The organism is Marinobacter sp. (assembly GCF_041984545.1).
Classification (GTDB): domain Bacteria; phylum Pseudomonadota; class Gammaproteobacteria; order Pseudomonadales; family Oleiphilaceae; genus Marinobacter.
This window is the reverse complement of record NZ_JBHIXV010000009.1, coordinates 98,276-113,478: the sequence shown is the minus strand read 5'-3', so window position 1 is coordinate 113,478 and position 15,203 is coordinate 98,276. Positions and strand designations below refer to the sequence as shown.

The following is a 15,203-nucleotide window of genomic DNA, read 5'->3' as shown; positions in this document are numbered from 1 at the left end:
ATAGGTATAAAAAGTCTTTCAGGCCCGTCGCGATTTGATACAGTCAAGATACAGCAAATTCAGATCAGGAGCAGTAAGGCTGTGGTTGAGGGCCAAGGACACCAGGACGTCGATATTATCTCCCCCAATTCTCATCAGAGTTCAAACCGGACTGAGTCAGTTAAAGCCCCCCGAAGGTTGTGGTGGGACTTTATCCTTCATGCCTGCACATTCGGGATTTATACGGCTTTCTGGCTGGTCGGTCGTTTGAGGGAAATCCGCGCCTTGGCCCGGGCAGACGTCAAGCCCTGGTTATGGTTCTTCGTACCACATTTCCTGCTTGCACAGTTATTTGCACTTCCTCGGTTGGCGGGACATCTACGGCAGCTTGAGCGGGAGCACGGTGTCCCTGTCTGGGGCCCCGGTCGCTATGTCTGGATGGCCGGGGTTATTCTCGTGACAGCCTTTTTTATGGTGCAGGAACGAATCGCCACCCCGTTGTGGACTGTGGTTCCGGCGCTGCTCTTATGGGCCGCTTTGTTTACGGCTCTGGAGGCGCGGTTCAATGCGGTAAAACGCAGACTCACGGGCGTCAATTTTCGTGAACGGAAGTACGGCCTTGGTTGGTGGGAGTGGTGCGTTGCAGTTCCTGCGGTGGCTTTCACATTCCTGTTTGTGCCTTACCTCAGCCTGGGCTCTCTGGGTGTCTATGATCTCAGTGAATTGCCGGCCCATAAGACCTATGTTGATCCCGAGGAAAGATTTCGCTTTCCAGTGCCCTCGAACGGTTGGGTGAAGGTAGAGCCAGGAACCTATGCTGTAGACGAAGCCCTGTTGGAACTGCGGGGGCCGATCGAAGACCTGTATGCAATCGTTTACCACTATCCAAATCTCCAGCTCGACGAGCTGACCTTCGATCGGGCGAAGGTGTTTGGCGAGAGCTTGTGGGGAGCAATCTGCGAGGAGTCCCGACGATTGCAGAGCAGCCGTCTCGCTGTCACGTCTCAGGTTGTGTGCACAGGCAGCCAGATGAATATGCCCGCAATGGTGACCAGCGCTGTCGTAGAGAGTCCGGAGGGCCTGTACGAACTTATCATCCAGATGAACACACCCCGTTTATCCTTCCAGAGGAGAGAGGCCGAGCTGCTTCGAATGACCAGGGAGTTTGAGGCCTTATGAGGCATTTGCTGTTGATTCCATTCCTGCTGACCGCTATCGGTGCCATGGCAGAGACTTCCGTGAGATGGAGTTCCCCGGATCACGCCGACCTCCTGGAGATTGCGGCCAAACTCAGGGCCAGTGATGACTTGCCTGATCAGCTGACGCGTCTGGTGCAGGAAACCGACATCCAGATTGACAAGAATACGGTGCGTCGCCATGTGCGGGACGTCTGGTTTTACCCATCCAGTCAGGATGTACAGAGCAGTGGCATGGATCGAATCTACTTTGATGAGCAGACCGATCGGCTAACGGTTCACACGGCGGCTTCGGTTGACGAACGGGGGCGTCTGCACAGGTTTGATCCCAACACCCTGAAGATAACCGATGTGGATATCGGCAACACGTTCAGTGATACACGACAGGCTGTGATTGCACTGCCGGGTCTTGGCGCCGGCAGCGTGGCAATGCTGGAATACACGGTTGTGACCAAGCGCGCGCTGCTGGAAATGGATTGGGCTGAGATGCTCTATTCGGAGAATATCGTGCCCATCGGATCATGGAAGCTGTCGGTGGAATGGCCGGAGGATGAGTCCATTCAGTGGGCCGGTGAAGATAACGGGATAGATTGTGTAAAAGAGGAAAACAGCCTTGTGTGCTCCGGCGAAGATATCCCTGCTCTGAGGCCCAAAGGGCAACCGAGCTGGCCGGATGTAGCCAATCAGGTTGTTGTGGCCGAAAAGCGGGGTTGGGATCAGATCGTCGAGAAATCTCGCTCAGCATTCAACCAAGCATTGCGTGATACTCGTGGCAGTGAGGCACTTCTTGAGGAACTGGGAATCGAGGCACTCGCCGAGTCGGAGAAGATCGCTCAAATACATGCTTTTGTGGCGCGGGATATCCGCTACGTGTCAATGTCAGAACTCGGCCATAAAGTGACACCGCATTCGGTGGCGTCAACGATTCTGTCGCGTTACGGAGACTGCAAGGACAAGTCGGCCGTGCTTTACCACCTGCTGCAGCGTTTGGGCCTCGACGCCTCTCCGGTTCTGGTCGCCACGGAGAGAAGTGACCCTGATCGCCTGTTGGTGCCTAGCATGGGCTATTTTGACCATATGGTTGTGTGCTTCGACTGGAATGGCAGTCGTCGTTGTCTGGACGCCACTGACGCCAATACAGACTGGCAACACACGCCGGCGTGGATCCAGGGCAAAGTGGCGCTCGACCTTAGTCCCGGGGCCCGCCCGACCGTAATCGAACCCGCAGTGTTCCGTTGGAAGATTGCGGTTGAGAGCTCGATGGATTTCAATCCTGAAGGCGGTGCCGAAGAACGGCAGAAACGCACCTACATTGGAGAATACGCTGGCACCATGCGGAACTTCTTATCTCGCATGGACGACAGCGAGCGTCTCGCGTGGGCAGTGGAGGACTATCAGGGGCAAGTCTCTGATCTGGTTGAGCCGGTCTTCGAGTTCGAAGGTGCCGATACTCTTGGGCCGGAAATGACGATCAGCTCCTCGGCCCAATATGGTCAGCTGTTATCTCCTGGTGAACCTCTCTCTTATTTTGAGTACAGCGCCTGGCTGACCCAGGAAATCTACAGTCTGTACCTGGAGGACGCGGGTCGTGATGAGCAGTTTCCGGGGCTCCATGTCACAACGACGCATCGCTTTGATGTCGGGCCGGCCTGGTCACTGACGGCGCTTACACCCGAATTAGAGTTTTCCCATGCGTTCGGTAGCATGACCCGACGAGTTGAACGCCTGAAGGACGATCGGCTGCAACTGGTGACAGAACTGAAGATTCCCAGGCAAAGGGTCCGAAAAACCGACATCGGGCAGTTCAATGGGTTTCTGGATCTTATGGTTCGGGAATCGAAAATCAGGTTTGCCGGGAAAGCGCTCTAGGACGGCGGCGACCAGACTTCGCACAGGATTCATTTCCCGGAAGTCTGATTCGCTCAGGCTTCGTTGTGGCTATTTCCGGAAAAACGTCAGAAAAGCCCCTGCTGCGGCTGCGGCAGCGCCACCAATCAGATACCACATGGTTTCATCGGTAAATCGGCCGGTGACGGTTTCGGTCAACTGATTCCCGATCGACTGCGTTGACTGGTAGCCGAAATAGAGCAATCCGATTCCGACGACCAACAACACGATTCCGACCAATTTCGGACCTGCCATGTAACTCTCCTTTCTGTGCGTTTGAGGAAGCTTCCTGATTGAGGTTCGGAGGACAGTATCGGCGATTCACCTCGTAAATGACAGGCGGTTTGTTTAACATGGGCCTGCAAAACGCGGACGGGAGACGCCCGTCCAGAGGAACGATTCTTCAAGGAATGAAGGAGTAGGACAATGAGTAAGAGCGTTGTGCTGTTGGGTGATCTGGGGTCCGATCACGAGGGCTTTCCGCCTACCCCGGTGATAGCCGGTTCACCCGATGTTCTGATTGATGGCAAGCCCGTTGCCCGTGTTGGCGATCCTCTCGCCCCGCACTCCAAACCCAAGCACCCGCCCCATCCACGCAGCATTGCCGCAGGCTCCGGCACGGTGCTGATCAATGGTATTCCAGCAGCAGTGACCGGCGGGGCCATCTCCTGCGGTGGCGTCACGATTGGCAGCGGCAGCGTGGTTATTGGCGACTGATCATTGGCCGGGTTTCCAATTGGCCGTCAAACTTCCACAAAGCGCGGCACCAGCATCAGTACCAACCCGACGGCCAGCATTTCCCAGGGACTGCTGGCCAGGTAGGGATAGAGGGCCATGCCAATGCCACAGTAACGAGCCACCATGTGCTTCTGGCGCCGACCGTACATGAAATAGGCCAGGCCGATGCACCCGAAAATCAGCGCCAGGATAATGTTGGCAGTTTCCATGGGTGACCTCCTCGGCTAGCATGGATCGTATGGTTCGGTCGTAACACCCCGCAAGCAAGGAGCGGCTGGCGTGCGAGAGCACCCGCTCCTGATCAGGGAGAATGCCAATGACGCCCAAGGACATTGTGGCTCAGTTTATCGAGAATATCCGTGCGCAGCGTCTGGATGAAGCCAAGGACCTGCTCGCGGATGAGGGTTTTGAGTATGTTGGCCCGAACATGCGCTTCCTGAGCCGGGAGGACATGCTGGGGTACCAGTTCGGCATGTTCGCCATCCAGAAGGACCTGGTTCTGCGCCAGCTCAGTGCCGATGGCGAGCATGTGTTTGCGATCCTGGATTACCGCACTTATTTCGAGCCCATCGGGGATGTTCGTCTGGCTATCTGGTTCCGGGTCCGGGACGGCAGGATTCAGGTGATGGAAACTTTCTACAACGCGGCGGTTGTCGAGAACATGCTGGGTGGGAGTCTGCCACCGGCGAACTGACTCATCCCTCAGATGCAATGCTGCCAGTGCCCGGAGCTGTCTCCAGCCCACGCACTGGCTATTTGTTTGGCTTTGCTTCAGGCGAAGTCGTAATCCCCACCTTTCTCAAGCGCCCTCTTGTAGGCCGGTCTGGCGTGGATCCTCTGCACCCAGTCGGTGATGTGAGGGCGTCCCTTGCCAACGATGCCCCGGGCCACGGAGGCCTCCAGCGGAAAACTCATCTGGATGTCCGCTGCACTGAGGTTGTCCCCCAGGAACCAGGTGTTGTTGGCCAGGTGGTTCTCCACGAAATCCAGGTGGGTCTTGATCATCGGCCCGATGAAGATCTCGTTGGTCTTGTCGGAAATGCCCTTGGCAACTGGCTTGACAAAGAATGGCATGGGGCTGGTCTTGACCTTCTCGAACACCAGTCGCATCACCAGGGGTGGCATCAGTGAGCCTTCGGCGTAGTGCAGCCAGTAAGTGTAGTCCAGCCATGCCTGGCCACCGGCCTCGGGCAGCATGGTGTCCTTGCCGTAGGTGTGCGCCAGGTACTCAATGATGGCGCCGGATTCCGCCACCACCAGATCACCATCGGTGATCACCGGGGATTTGCCGAGCGGGTGGACCTTCTTCAGGCTTGCCGGTGCCAGCATGGTTTTGGGGTCGCGCTCGTAGCGCTGGATTTCATAGGGTACGCCCAACTCTTCGAGCATCCAGAGGATACGCTGCGAGCGTGAATTGTTCAGGTGGTGGACAGTAATCATGGGCAACTCCCTGTGCATTTGGTTCGGGTGGTGTGGAAGGTAGTCCGAAAAACGGCTTTTGGTTCACTCCGGGCCGCAGGAAAGCCCGCATTGTACAGGCCAGGCTCTTCGGTAAAAGGAAGCCCCTTTGCATTCTTCCACTTTTGCCCCCATAAACCTCATGCAAGCCCATGAACAGGAGGATGACCATGACGGCACCGCCCCTTAAGGAAACCCTGAACAATGCAGTAAAGGAAGCGATGCGGAACAAGGACAAGACGCGCCTCGTAACCCTGCGGATGGCACAGTCTGCGGTCAAACAGATCGAGATCGACGAGCGCCGGGAGCTGGATGACGAGGACGTTCTGAAGGTGCTGGACAAGATGCTCAAGCAGCGTCGCGATGCGGCCAGCCAGTACGATGCGGCCGGCCGCGAGGAGCTGGGTGACAAGGAACGTGCGGAAATGGTGATCATCGAGGAATTCATGCCGGCCGCGCTCAGCGAGGATGATCTGGATGGCCTGATTCGGCTGGCTATCAGTGCCACCGACGCCCAGGGCATGCAGGATATGGGGAAGGTCATGAACGAGTTGAAACCCCAGGTACTCGGGCGCGTTGATATGGGCCATCTGAGCAAGAAGGTGCGTTCCGCTCTCGCCGGGTGAGGGTGAGTTGTCCCGGTGGATGAGTCCGCCGGGGTTGCATATCCCAATGTGCTGCGCTAATTTAAATCGTGCACAAGGTAATCGTGAGCGAGTTATATGGCGGATTCTGAAACCCGAGATCTGAAACCCAGGCAGTTTGCGGCGCCGGCCGACGACCTGCTGACACTCGATCGGCAGATGTGTTTTGCGCTGTACTCCGCGTCTCTGGCAATGACCAAGCTTTACAAGCCGCTGTTGTCGAAGCTTGACCTGACCTATCCCCAATATCTGGTCATGCTGGTGCTTTGGGAGCGTGACGGGATCCGGGTGTCCGGCTTGAAGGAACGGCTCTATCTGGACTACGGCACCCTGACGCCACTGATCAAGCGGCTGGAGGCGCGCGGATTGCTGATTCGCCAGCGCTCTCCCGAGGATGAGCGACAGGTGATCGTTCGCCTGACCGAAGAGGGCCGTGCCGTGAGAGCAGAGGCGGGCCAGATTCCGGAACAGGTAGCGTCCGCATCGGGCTGCTCACTGGCGGAACTGGAGGATCTCAAGAACCAGCTCCTTGCGCTCCGCAACCGCCTGCACAGCAAGCTGGGCAATCAACTGGAGGAGAGCGCCTGAGCGGGCGTTCTCCAGAGAAGCAAGCAAACCCACGCCGGGCCACGAAGGCCTGAGCAAGTAAGCAAGAGAGGAATGTGTTATGTCTATTGAACAAGTGCTGTATCGCGCATCCGCAGAAGCAACCGGCGGTCGGGATGGCCGTGCCATTTCCTCAGACGGTATCCTCGACGTTGAGCTGACCACCCCGAAAGAACTCGGTGGCGCTGGCGGCAAGGGCACCAACCCCGAGCAGTTATTCGCCGCCGGCTACTCCGCGTGCTTCATCGGTGCCATGAAGTTTGTCGCCGGTCGCGACAAGCTGGATATGCCGGAAGATGCGTCCATCGAAGGCGTTGTGGGTATCGGCCAGATTCCGGCCGGTTTTGGTATTGAAGTAGAGCTGCGCATCAGCCTGCCAGGTATGGACGACGCCGAGGCCAAGAAGCTGATCGACGAAGCTCACAAGGTGTGCCCATACTCCAACGCGACCCGTGGCAACATCGATGTAACCCTCAAGCGGGTTGCCTGATGAGATGCCCGTGTCCGGTGCCGTAGACCGGGCACGGGTTTCTTGCCACGCCGAAGCTTCTCGTCCCCTTTCCCTCCAGGGTCGTCCTCGTAAGTTCCTAACCCCCTCCCCCTAAATTGTCCTTTCGGGCCTCATTCACGCTCAGGCGGAACATTTCGAGCGTCGCTTCCGTTGCTTGTTGTCGAGTTATCCCAAACACAACAAGGACAATAACAATGCCTGAAACTAAATCCCATAACGCAGGGTTCGCCCTGTCGACGTGCCTGGCACTTTCCCTGGTTTTAACGGGCTGCGGTGGCGGCTCCGCCGAGGACGCATCGCCGGGTGCTGAAGCTTCGGCTGAGGCCCCGGGCCAGGCCTGCGACAACCCTGGTAACGGCGCGAGGCCTCAGTGTGTCACTCCGCCGCCTGTCTCCTGCAACGGCGAAACGCCTGTCGAAAGAGGCGCGAGCTATCCGGTGTCGCTGCCTTCGGCCAGCGGGGAAACCATCACCTTCCAGGTTCTGGAGCCGTCCGGCACCCTCGATTGCCGGCAAGGTCACCCGCTGGTGCTGCATGGCCACGGCTTTGGCGGTTCCCGGACCACCGAGGGTTTCCAGAATTATCGGGACGCCGGCTTTGTGGTGATTTCCATTGACCAGCGAGGCTTTGGTGAGAGCACCGGCACCGTTCGGGTGATGGATCCGGAATTCGAGGGTGAGGATCTTATCCAGATTCTGGACTGGGCCGAGGCCAATCTCGACTATCTGCGCTACCGAAATGAACCGGACTTGGCCGCTGAGCTGAATCCGAACCTGGTGGCAGGCGCCATAGGCGGCAGTTACGGTGGCGGTTACCAGCTTTTGCTTCAGGGCCTGGACCCGCAGCAGCGGCTGGATGCGTTGGTGCCGGACATCACCTGGCATGATCTTCGGTACAGCCTCAACCCCGGTAACGTGATCAAGACCGGCTGGGATCTGTTCCTGGTGGCAGGCGGCGAGAACGGTTCGACCGGTCAGGGCAACGATGGCCTGGACCCGATCATTCGTGAAACCCTGGCCCAGGGCGCGGCGATGAATCGGTTCCCCGAAACCGGTCTGGATTTCTTCTACTATCACAGCCCGGCCTACCGCTGCTCGGGTGAGCCGGTGTCGGTCCCGGAGAATCCGGAGCTGCTGAGTTACCAGATCAATCCGCCGGCCTACGATGTTCCTCCTGCGCCTTTCAGAAAGATCGACGTACTGCTGACCCAGGGCATGCGGGACACCCTGTTCAACTTCAATGAGGCCTGGCGCAATTTCGAGTGCCTGCGCGCAAGCGGCGGCGATGTTCGTCTGCTGACCCACGAAACCGGCCACATTCTTCCTGTAGAGCCGCCCGAGGAAGCGCAGCCCGGCGAGTATGTTGATCCGACCGCCGATTTGCTGGAACTCCCGGGGTTCCAGGCCGCAGGCGGACAGTTTGCGTGCGGAGAGCTCTCCATTTCTGACGCCACCCTGAACTGGCTGGAACACCACCTGATGGGCCGGCCGCTGGCGTCCACTTTTGAAGGTACCGATTCCGAGGTGTGCCTTTCCCTGGAAGATGGCAAGGCAGTGCGCGTGCCCATGGAAGTGTTCCCGGCCCCGGCATCAGACGGCGGGCTGCTGCAAGGTGAGTTTGCCGTTGAGCGCACCTTTGCTACCGCAGCGCCGGTTGCCTCCGGCTATGAAGCGGCCGCAACCGCGACCCAGCCCCCGGCTGCCCTGGTTCTGGGACGGGCAGGCGAGGGTGGTGCCACGCTAGGTGGCATTCCCACGGCCATGGTGACGGTGTCCGATCTTGCGGGCCGGTCTTCCTGTGAAGCTGAGCTCGATCCCTTTGCACCCGGCTGCGACCCCATCGTGTTCATCGGCCTCGGCAAACGGGGGGAGGGCGAGAGTCGCTGGCAGCTGATTGACGATCAGATCAAACCTGTGCGCGGCCTGAAGACCGATGCCACGGTGGAGCTGGTTGGGATTGCCGAGGCACTGGCCCCCGGTGATGAAGTGGCGCTGCTGGTTTACGGTTTCCACCCGCAATACCCGGCAAGCTGGTCCCGGGATGCGCTGGTACCGTTCGTGAACCTGGCGGGTGCCGTGCAGTTGCCGATTCTGGAAGGAAGCCTCGATCCGGTTCTGTGATGCCGGAGGATTGTAGAGGTTGAGGTGGCGGGCGCCCGGTTCTGGCGCCCGCCGGTTACTCACTCAGTAGTTTTTCCGTTCAAACTGGTCGTCCACCGGATCGGCGGTGTAACGGCCTTCAACCTGATCCCAATGGTACTGATCGCCCATCATGGCGTTGATTCTGCCGTCATCGGTGGAAGCACTGGCGGCGTTCTGCCCGGTGAGCGTTCTGCCTCCCCACCAGTTAATGGTTACTTCCTCCGGCGCAGCAGACGCCATGGAGCGGAAGTACCAGGGCACCACGTGGTTGTGCTTGTTCAGGTAATCGGCGGACGCCAGGTACCAGAAGCGGTTATGGATGAAGGTAACAATACCCTCAAGCTCGGTATTCTTGTCCCCGATCCAGACATCCTGGATGCCGGAGGACTTGTACCAGGTGACAGGGGTGTTGTGGCGTTGGATAAGCTCCTGAATCGTCCAGCGTGTGCGCTCGCCAACCCAGTCATTGGCGCCGTCGCCATTGGCGTCACCCAGATAGCCCTTGCCGTCCTGGGACCAGAACGGGTCCAGCAGTTCCAGCCGATCCACCATCACGTTGGTTCCGGCGGTACCGGCATAGATCGCATCGCTGATTTTCTTTGCCACGATAGTTGCCAGCTGGTTACCCAGGGAGTGCCCGGAAAAGCGGACGTAATAGGAGGTGTTGCCTGCCAGGGCCGCGGTTACCTGTTCAAAGGCAATCTGGCCGACCGATTTGTTCGGCGAGTACTGGGTGCTGTAGCTGCCATCGCTCAGGCGATAGCGCATGCCTCGGGGGCCGTTCGCGCTCCACATCTTGGCCTCGGCGTCCTTGACCTCGGATTCATCGGCGAACTGGTCCCAGTAGAAATACGCGATGTTCCAGCCCTTGTTCTTCCAGGCCGTTGAGGTGATCACATCTTCGTTACCCCACACGAAGCGAAAATCCTCGCGATCGTAGCCATCGCCGCGCGTCGCGGAACCGGGTTGCCAGCCATGGAAGTGAATGATGGTGGGTTTGGACGGGTCGTAAAAGCGGCGGGGAACGTTATTGACAGTGCCATCGGCCTCGACGGCTTTAACCGACTGGTTATTGCCATCGAACCAGTAGAGACCATAATCAAGGGTATCCTCGACTGCAAAGGCCGATAACGGCATGAGCAGCACTGCTGCCAGAAGTGCTGACAACAGGGATCGATATGTCCTGAGCATAATTGCAAACCTGTATTGTTGTTGTGTGATCGGGCCAGTAGCCCGAACGCCAACATAGCAGACCTTTCGAGTGGTAAAAGTGAACGGTCAGCCATTTTTAGAGCTTGAAAACATTGGAAATTTGTCGGTTTGTATTCATAGCCGGGCTTACCCTAACCTTGGAGCGAGACGGCGTTTTCATGGGGCGGTGTCATGTCAGATAAGCAGGTTCGAACCCGGTCTGATAAGCAGGCCATCGACCAGTTCATCAATGAAGTCCGCACCCTGCCAAAGCAGGGCGGCGGGCAAGGCCGGCTGATTTTCGCACTGGATGCCACGGCCAGTCGCGAGGCGACCTGGGATCAGGCCTGCCATTTGCAAAGTGAGCTGTTCATGGCCACCCGGGACCTTGGCGGCCTGGCCATCCAGTTGGCTTATTATCGGGGTTTCGGCGAATTCAAGGCCACGACGTTCGTGACTGAGACCGGTCAGTTACTCAATCTGATGAATGGCGTTTCCTGCCTGGGTGGGCGCACACAGATCGGTCGCGTGCTGGCTCATGCTGTCCGCGAAACCCGGGCCAAGCCGGTGAAAGCAGTGGTGTTTATCGGCGACTGCTGCGAAGAACCGGTGGACGAGCTTTGCCACTGTGCCGGTGAGCTGGGTCTGCTTCGCACACCAGTGTTTATGTTCCACGAGGGGCACGATGCCCATGCCCGGGCCGTCTTCCAGCAGGTAAGCAAACTCTCCGGTGGCGCCTATGCGCCCTTCGATCGTAACAGTCCCCAGGTTCTGAAGGATCTTATGGCCGCTGTGGCGGTCTATGCTTCCGGGGGCGCCAGGGCCCTGCAGGATTTTTCCAGCCGCAGCTCGGCGGAGGTGAAACGCCTGACCGAGCAGATCCGATAACCGATTTGAACCGTTTCAGTTGGGCCGGAAGGCCCGGAGTCGACAGGTGCCGTTAACGTTTATCGCCATTGTTGCCGCTGTTGTCGCCGTTGTGTGGCTGAGGCGCCAGCCGCCCGCCCAGCGTCCCCAGGCAATCCTCAAACTGGCCCTGCTGGTTGGAACTCTCATTCTTCTGGTACTCGCGGTGACAGGTCGCCTGCATTTCCTGTTTGCGTTCCTCGCTTTCCTTTACCCGCTGTTGAGGCGCCTGCTGCCCTCGCTGCTGGGTGGCCTGATGGCCGGCAAGACCGGCGGTGGTGGAGCGAGGGCCAGTGCCGGCAACCAGTCCCGGGTCTCGGGTGAGATTCTGGAAATGAGCCTGGATCATGACAGCGGCACCATGAGTGGCCGTGTTATCAAGGGGCCAATGGAAGGTCGGGAACTGGACGACTTGAGTGAGCAGGAATTTCTTGAACTGCTCCGCTATTGCCGGGCCAACGACGCGGATTCCGCCCGTTTGCTGGAGACCTATCTGGATCGTCGATTTGGTGATTCATGGCGCGCCGATGACCAGACTGAGGGCCAGGAATCGGGCCAGGGGGCAGGCCCGGCAAGCAGCGCCGGCGGGCCGCTTACCGAGAGCGAGGCCCTGGATATCCTGGGGCTGGAGCCAGGTGCCAGCCGAGATGAGATCATCAAGGCTCATCGGCGGATGATGCAGAAGCTGCATCCAGACCATGGCGGCAGTAACTACCTGGCGGCGCGCATCAACGAGGCGAAGGAGTGCCTGTTGGGGTAGCGCTCGCCCCTGATCAGGGCATGGTCAGCGCAAAGCTCAGTAGCCAGCGATTGCCTTTTTCGATGCGTGAAACCTGATGCTGGTACAGGTCGGGGCGAAAGAGGTAGGCTCTGCCTCGTAGATTGAACAGGTTGCGCTCACAGAGAAAGTGGCCGCCTGCTCGGGGTTTGATGACAACCAGATTGAGCTTGTACAAACGGCCTTCGGCAACCATGTCCACATGCGGGACCACCCTATGACCCTGCGGGTAGCGAACCAGATAGACGTTCAGGCGTTTCGAGCGGAACAGGATCCGCGTTTTTACCTTTCCGGGCATAGCAGGGTTCTCGTCGGATCTGAGCTTGGTTGCCTGAAGATGCCAGTTTGCCGGAACAGGCGCCCTGGTGTCCAAGTTCGGTCCCTTTCAGACCGGGAGGTGAGAGCGCTCTGATGGCCAGGAAATCGGTGGGAATGCGGGTTCTGCGTTGGGTGTCGATTGCCGTGGCAGTTCTGATCACCCTCTGCCTGCTGGTAATTCTGTTGTTCCGGTTCGTTAATCCGCCAACCTCTGCGTTCATGGTGGGTTATCAGATGCAGAGAGGCGCAACCCCGATCGCCCACCACTGGGTTCCCCTTTCCGGGATTTCGTCCTGGATGCCCCTGGCGGTCGTAGCGAGCGAGGATCAGCGTTTTCCGGAGCATTGGGGCGTCGATTTTCAGGCCATTCGTCAGGCAGTCTCCGAGTACCGGGCCGGCGAGGGGCTTCGCGGCGCCAGCACCATCACCCAGCAGACAGCGAAAAACCTGTTTCTCTGGAACGACCGCAGTTTTGTCCGCAAGGGCCTTGAAGCAGGGTTCGCGCTGGTCATTGATGCGTTTTGGCCGAAACAGAGAGTGCTGGAGGTGTACCTCAATATCGCCGAATTCGGGCCGGGGATATACGGTGTCGAGGCCGCCAGTCGTGCGTATTTTGGCAAGTCTGCGCGGAGTCTTTCGGCCTACGAGGCCGCAAGCCTGGCGGCAGTGTTGCCCAACCCCAAAGTGCTGAGCGTCCGCTCGCCCTCGTCGTACGTACAGGACCGTGTTGATTGGATACTCGGGCAGATGGCTCAACTGGGCCGAGGCTATCTTGCGAACTTATGAGTAGCGTTCACGTTTCTGACATCAAGAAAGACCGGTGGTTCTTATGACAGACATCCGAATTGATATAGTTTCCGACATCGCCTGCCCCTGGTGTGCCATTGGCTACGCCCGACTGGAGCAGGCCATGGCGAAAGTGGCGGACAAGTACGCGTTCTCGGTCGCCTGGCACGCCTTCGAACTGAACCCGGCCCATGAGGGCCAGGGTGAACCTATTCTCCCGGCCCTGGCCAGGAAGTATGGCCGCAGTGAGGAAGAAATGCGGGCCAACCAGGATCAGATGATGACCATCGCCCGGGATCTGGGCCTGAACTTCGACAAGATGCAGCAGCGATTTACCTGCAATACCTTCGACGCGCACCGGTTGGTGAAATGGGCCGACGAGCATGGCCGGGCAACGGAAATGAAACAGGCGCTGTTCGAGGCGTATTTCGGCCGGGCGGAAGATGTGTCTGAGCACCCGGTACTTCTGCGCTGTGTCGAACATGTTGGCCTGGATACGGCCCGGGCTGGCGACATTCTCCAGGGGGATGAATACGCCGATGTGGTCCGCAAGGACGAAGCCACCTATCAGCAGGCGGGTGTCTCGGCGGTGCCCGCGTTCATCGTAAACGGGAAATACCTGATTTCCGGGGCGCAGGAGCCCGAGACGCTGGTGCAGGCGTTTGAGGAAATTGTCACCAACTCGTAATCGCGTTTGACTGGGCATTTGCCGGCATAACGGTGACAATCACTGCTCGAAAGCATCCCGCATGGATCAGGAGCCGAGTCGAACATGCCACTGCACAGCCCCACAGCCCCGGAAAACAGGCGCGCGCTCTGGTCCTGGGCGGTGTATGACTGGGCCAACAGCGCCTTCTTTACGATCATCCTCACGTTCGTGTTTGCCCAGTACTTCAGCACCTCGGTGGTACAGGACGAGGTGGCGGGCACCAACGCCTGGGGCAATATTGTTGGTATCTCCGGCGTGTTCATCGCCATTCTGGCGCCAATCCTCGGGGCCATTGCCGATCAGTCCGGGCGGCGCAAGCCCTGGCTGATCAGTTTCACGCTGCTGTGTGTGCTGTCCTCGGCCATGCTCTGGACGGTAATGCCGGAGACCAACCAGTTCTGGAAGGCCGCGTTCTGGGTGGGGCTTGGCACCCTGGGCGCCGAGTTCGCGTTCATCTTCTACAACGCCATGCTGCCGGATCTGGCCAGGCCAGAACGCACCGGGCGTTGGTCGGGATGGGCCTGGGGACTTGGCTACGTGGGTGGTATCGCCAGCCTGGTGATTGCCCTGTACGGCTTTATCGAAGCCGATGCCGATCTGTTTGGCCTGGATCGGGACGCCGCGGAACACGTTCGTGCCACCTTTGTGCTGGTGGCCATCTGGTATCTGGTGTTCTCACTGCCCGCCTTCCTGTTTATACCGGATCGTCCGAAGACGGGACTGAGCCTGGCGGCAGCCACTCGTGCGGGTTTCGCCCAGCTCAAAGAGTCCATCGCCCACGTACGCCAGTACCGCGATATCGTGCGATTCCTGATTGCCCGAATGCTGTACACCGACGGGTTGGCAACCATTTTTACTTTTGGTGGCGTCTACGCGGCTGGCACCTTCAACATGAGCCCAACCGAGGTGCTGCAGTTCGCCATCGCGCTGAACGTAACCGCGGGCCTCGGGGCCCTGGGCTTTGCCTGGATTGATGACGCCCTGGGCGGACGGAACACCATTCTGCTGGCGCTGGTTGGCCTTGGCAGCAGTGCTCTGGCCATTCTCGTGGTAGATAGCTCAACCGTCTTCTGGGTGTGGGGCATGATTCTGGGCATCTTCGTGGGCCCGCTGCAATCGGCCAGTCGCTCCCATCTGGCGCGCGTGGCCCCACCGCACCTGCAAACTCAGATGTTTGGCCTGTTTGCTTTTTCCGGCAAGGCCACGGCGTTTGCAGGTCCTTTGCTGGTGGGTTGGGTGACCGCAATGACCGACAGCCAGCGCTGGGGCATGAGCACCATTCTGGTGTTTTTGTTGATTGGCTTTGTGCTGATGCTCAAGGTGCCTGCGACGGAAGCGAAGGTTCCGGATTAGGC

18 protein-coding genes are annotated in these 15,203 nt (G+C 58.7%); 13 read left to right on the top strand and 5 right to left on the bottom strand.

The features are described from left to right. Positions 1 to 81 precede the first annotated feature (81 nt). Together ACFC20_RS06570 and ACFC20_RS06565 are read left to right on the top strand one after the other, a co-directional pair. On the top strand, positions 82 to 1,158 hold the full coding sequence (locus tag ACFC20_RS06570; protein WP_375192305.1) for a hypothetical protein: 1,077 nt from the start codon (positions 82 to 84) through the stop codon (positions 1,156 to 1,158). Next, positions 1,155 to 3,044: a DUF3857 domain-containing protein gene (locus ACFC20_RS06565; RefSeq protein WP_375192304.1), complete on the top strand. Its 1,890-nt coding sequence runs from the start codon at positions 1,155 to 1,157 to the stop codon at positions 3,042 to 3,044. Before ACFC20_RS06570 ends, ACFC20_RS06565 begins: the two co-directional genes overlap by 4 nt. 69 nt (positions 3,045 to 3,113) lie before the next feature. Here the strand turns inward: ACFC20_RS06565 and ACFC20_RS06560 are convergent, their stop codons facing one another. After that, positions 3,114 to 3,317, bottom strand: coding sequence for a DUF3185 family protein (locus ACFC20_RS06560; protein WP_375192303.1), 204 nt, complete (start codon positions 3,315 to 3,317; stop codon positions 3,114 to 3,116). A 171-nt stretch (positions 3,318 to 3,488) separates the two neighbouring features. On the opposite strand from ACFC20_RS06560, the gene ACFC20_RS06555 reads away from it, so the two are divergent. Continuing rightward, positions 3,489 to 3,779: a type VI secretion system PAAR protein gene (locus ACFC20_RS06555; RefSeq protein ID WP_091987325.1), complete on the top strand. Its 291-nt coding sequence runs from the start codon at positions 3,489 to 3,491 to the stop codon at positions 3,777 to 3,779. Between the two features lie 26 nt (positions 3,780 to 3,805). Here ACFC20_RS06555 and ACFC20_RS06550 read toward each other — a convergent pair whose 3' ends face one another. Continuing rightward, positions 3,806 to 4,009: a hypothetical protein gene (locus tag ACFC20_RS06550; protein WP_375192302.1), complete on the bottom strand. Its 204-nt coding sequence runs from the start codon at positions 4,007 to 4,009 to the stop codon at positions 3,806 to 3,808. Between the two features lie 107 nt (positions 4,010 to 4,116). Between ACFC20_RS06550 and ACFC20_RS06545 the strand changes: the two genes are divergently transcribed. Continuing rightward, complete coding sequence (locus ACFC20_RS06545; protein WP_375192301.1) at positions 4,117 to 4,494, top strand: nuclear transport factor 2 family protein; 378 nt, start codon at positions 4,117 to 4,119, stop codon at positions 4,492 to 4,494. Positions 4,495 to 4,571: 77 nt separating this feature from the next. Here ACFC20_RS06545 and ACFC20_RS06540 read toward each other — a convergent pair whose 3' ends face one another. Next, on the bottom strand, positions 4,572 to 5,240 hold the full coding sequence (locus tag ACFC20_RS06540; RefSeq protein ID WP_375192300.1) for a glutathione S-transferase family protein: 669 nt from the start codon (positions 5,238 to 5,240) through the stop codon (positions 4,572 to 4,574). Positions 5,241 to 5,428: 188 nt separating this feature from the next. On the opposite strand from ACFC20_RS06540, the gene ACFC20_RS06535 reads away from it, so the two are divergent. The 4 genes from ACFC20_RS06535 to ACFC20_RS06520 all read left to right on the top strand — a co-directional run bounded on the left by ACFC20_RS06535 (position 5,429) and on the right by ACFC20_RS06520 (position 9,139). After that, the gene (locus tag ACFC20_RS06535; RefSeq protein ID WP_375192299.1) at positions 5,429 to 5,884 is read left to right on the top strand and encodes a GatB/YqeY domain-containing protein; all 456 of its coding nucleotides are present in this window, start codon (positions 5,429 to 5,431) and stop codon (positions 5,882 to 5,884) included. A gap of 96 nt (positions 5,885 to 5,980) precedes the next feature. Then, a complete protein-coding gene (locus ACFC20_RS06530) occupies positions 5,981 to 6,490 on the top strand; it encodes a MarR family winged helix-turn-helix transcriptional regulator (protein ID WP_375192298.1) in 510 nt (169 codons plus the stop codon). A 79-nt stretch (positions 6,491 to 6,569) separates the two neighbouring features. After that, positions 6,570 to 6,998, top strand: a complete 429-nt coding sequence (locus tag ACFC20_RS06525; RefSeq protein ID WP_375192297.1) for an organic hydroperoxide resistance protein — start codon at positions 6,570 to 6,572, stop codon at positions 6,996 to 6,998. Between the two features lie 215 nt (positions 6,999 to 7,213). Continuing rightward, positions 7,214 to 9,139 carry a CocE/NonD family hydrolase gene (locus tag ACFC20_RS06520; protein ID WP_375192296.1) on the top strand — a complete coding sequence of 642 codons (1,926 nt, stop codon included), beginning with the start codon at positions 7,214 to 7,216 and terminating at the stop codon, positions 9,137 to 9,139. 63 nt (positions 9,140 to 9,202) lie between these two features. Here ACFC20_RS06520 and ACFC20_RS06515 read toward each other — a convergent pair whose 3' ends face one another. After that, positions 9,203 to 10,327, bottom strand: a complete 1,125-nt coding sequence (locus tag ACFC20_RS06515; protein WP_375192295.1) for a hypothetical protein — start codon at positions 10,325 to 10,327, stop codon at positions 9,203 to 9,205. Positions 10,328 to 10,543: 216 nt separating this feature from the next. Here ACFC20_RS06515 and ACFC20_RS06510 point away from each other — a divergent pair, with 216 nt between their 5' ends. Further along, entirely contained in the window at positions 10,544 to 11,239 is a 696-nt protein-coding gene (locus ACFC20_RS06510; protein ID WP_375192294.1) for a VWA domain-containing protein, read from the top strand. A gap of 46 nt (positions 11,240 to 11,285) precedes the next feature. Then, positions 11,286 to 12,017 (top strand): DnaJ domain-containing protein, encoded by a 732-nt coding sequence (locus tag ACFC20_RS06505; protein WP_375192293.1) that lies wholly within the window; start codon positions 11,286 to 11,288, stop codon positions 12,015 to 12,017. A gap of 13 nt (positions 12,018 to 12,030) precedes the next feature. Here ACFC20_RS06505 and ACFC20_RS06500 read toward each other — a convergent pair whose 3' ends face one another. After that, complete coding sequence (locus ACFC20_RS06500; RefSeq protein ID WP_375192292.1) at positions 12,031 to 12,333, bottom strand: 2OG-Fe(II) oxygenase; 303 nt, start codon at positions 12,331 to 12,333, stop codon at positions 12,031 to 12,033. A gap of 113 nt (positions 12,334 to 12,446) precedes the next feature. Between ACFC20_RS06500 and mtgA the strand changes: the two genes are divergently transcribed. From mtgA to ACFC20_RS06485, 3 genes are all read left to right on the top strand, one after another. After that, entirely contained in the window at positions 12,447 to 13,139 is a 693-nt protein-coding gene (mtgA, locus tag ACFC20_RS06495; RefSeq protein ID WP_375192291.1) for a monofunctional biosynthetic peptidoglycan transglycosylase, read from the top strand. Between the two features lie 43 nt (positions 13,140 to 13,182). Then, complete coding sequence (locus ACFC20_RS06490) at positions 13,183 to 13,827, top strand: DsbA family oxidoreductase (protein WP_375192290.1); 645 nt, start codon at positions 13,183 to 13,185, stop codon at positions 13,825 to 13,827. A gap of 84 nt (positions 13,828 to 13,911) precedes the next feature. Further along, positions 13,912 to 15,201, top strand: a complete 1,290-nt coding sequence (locus tag ACFC20_RS06485) for an MFS transporter (protein ID WP_375192289.1) — start codon at positions 13,912 to 13,914, stop codon at positions 15,199 to 15,201. The last annotated feature ends 2 nt before the right edge of the window (positions 15,202 to 15,203 follow it).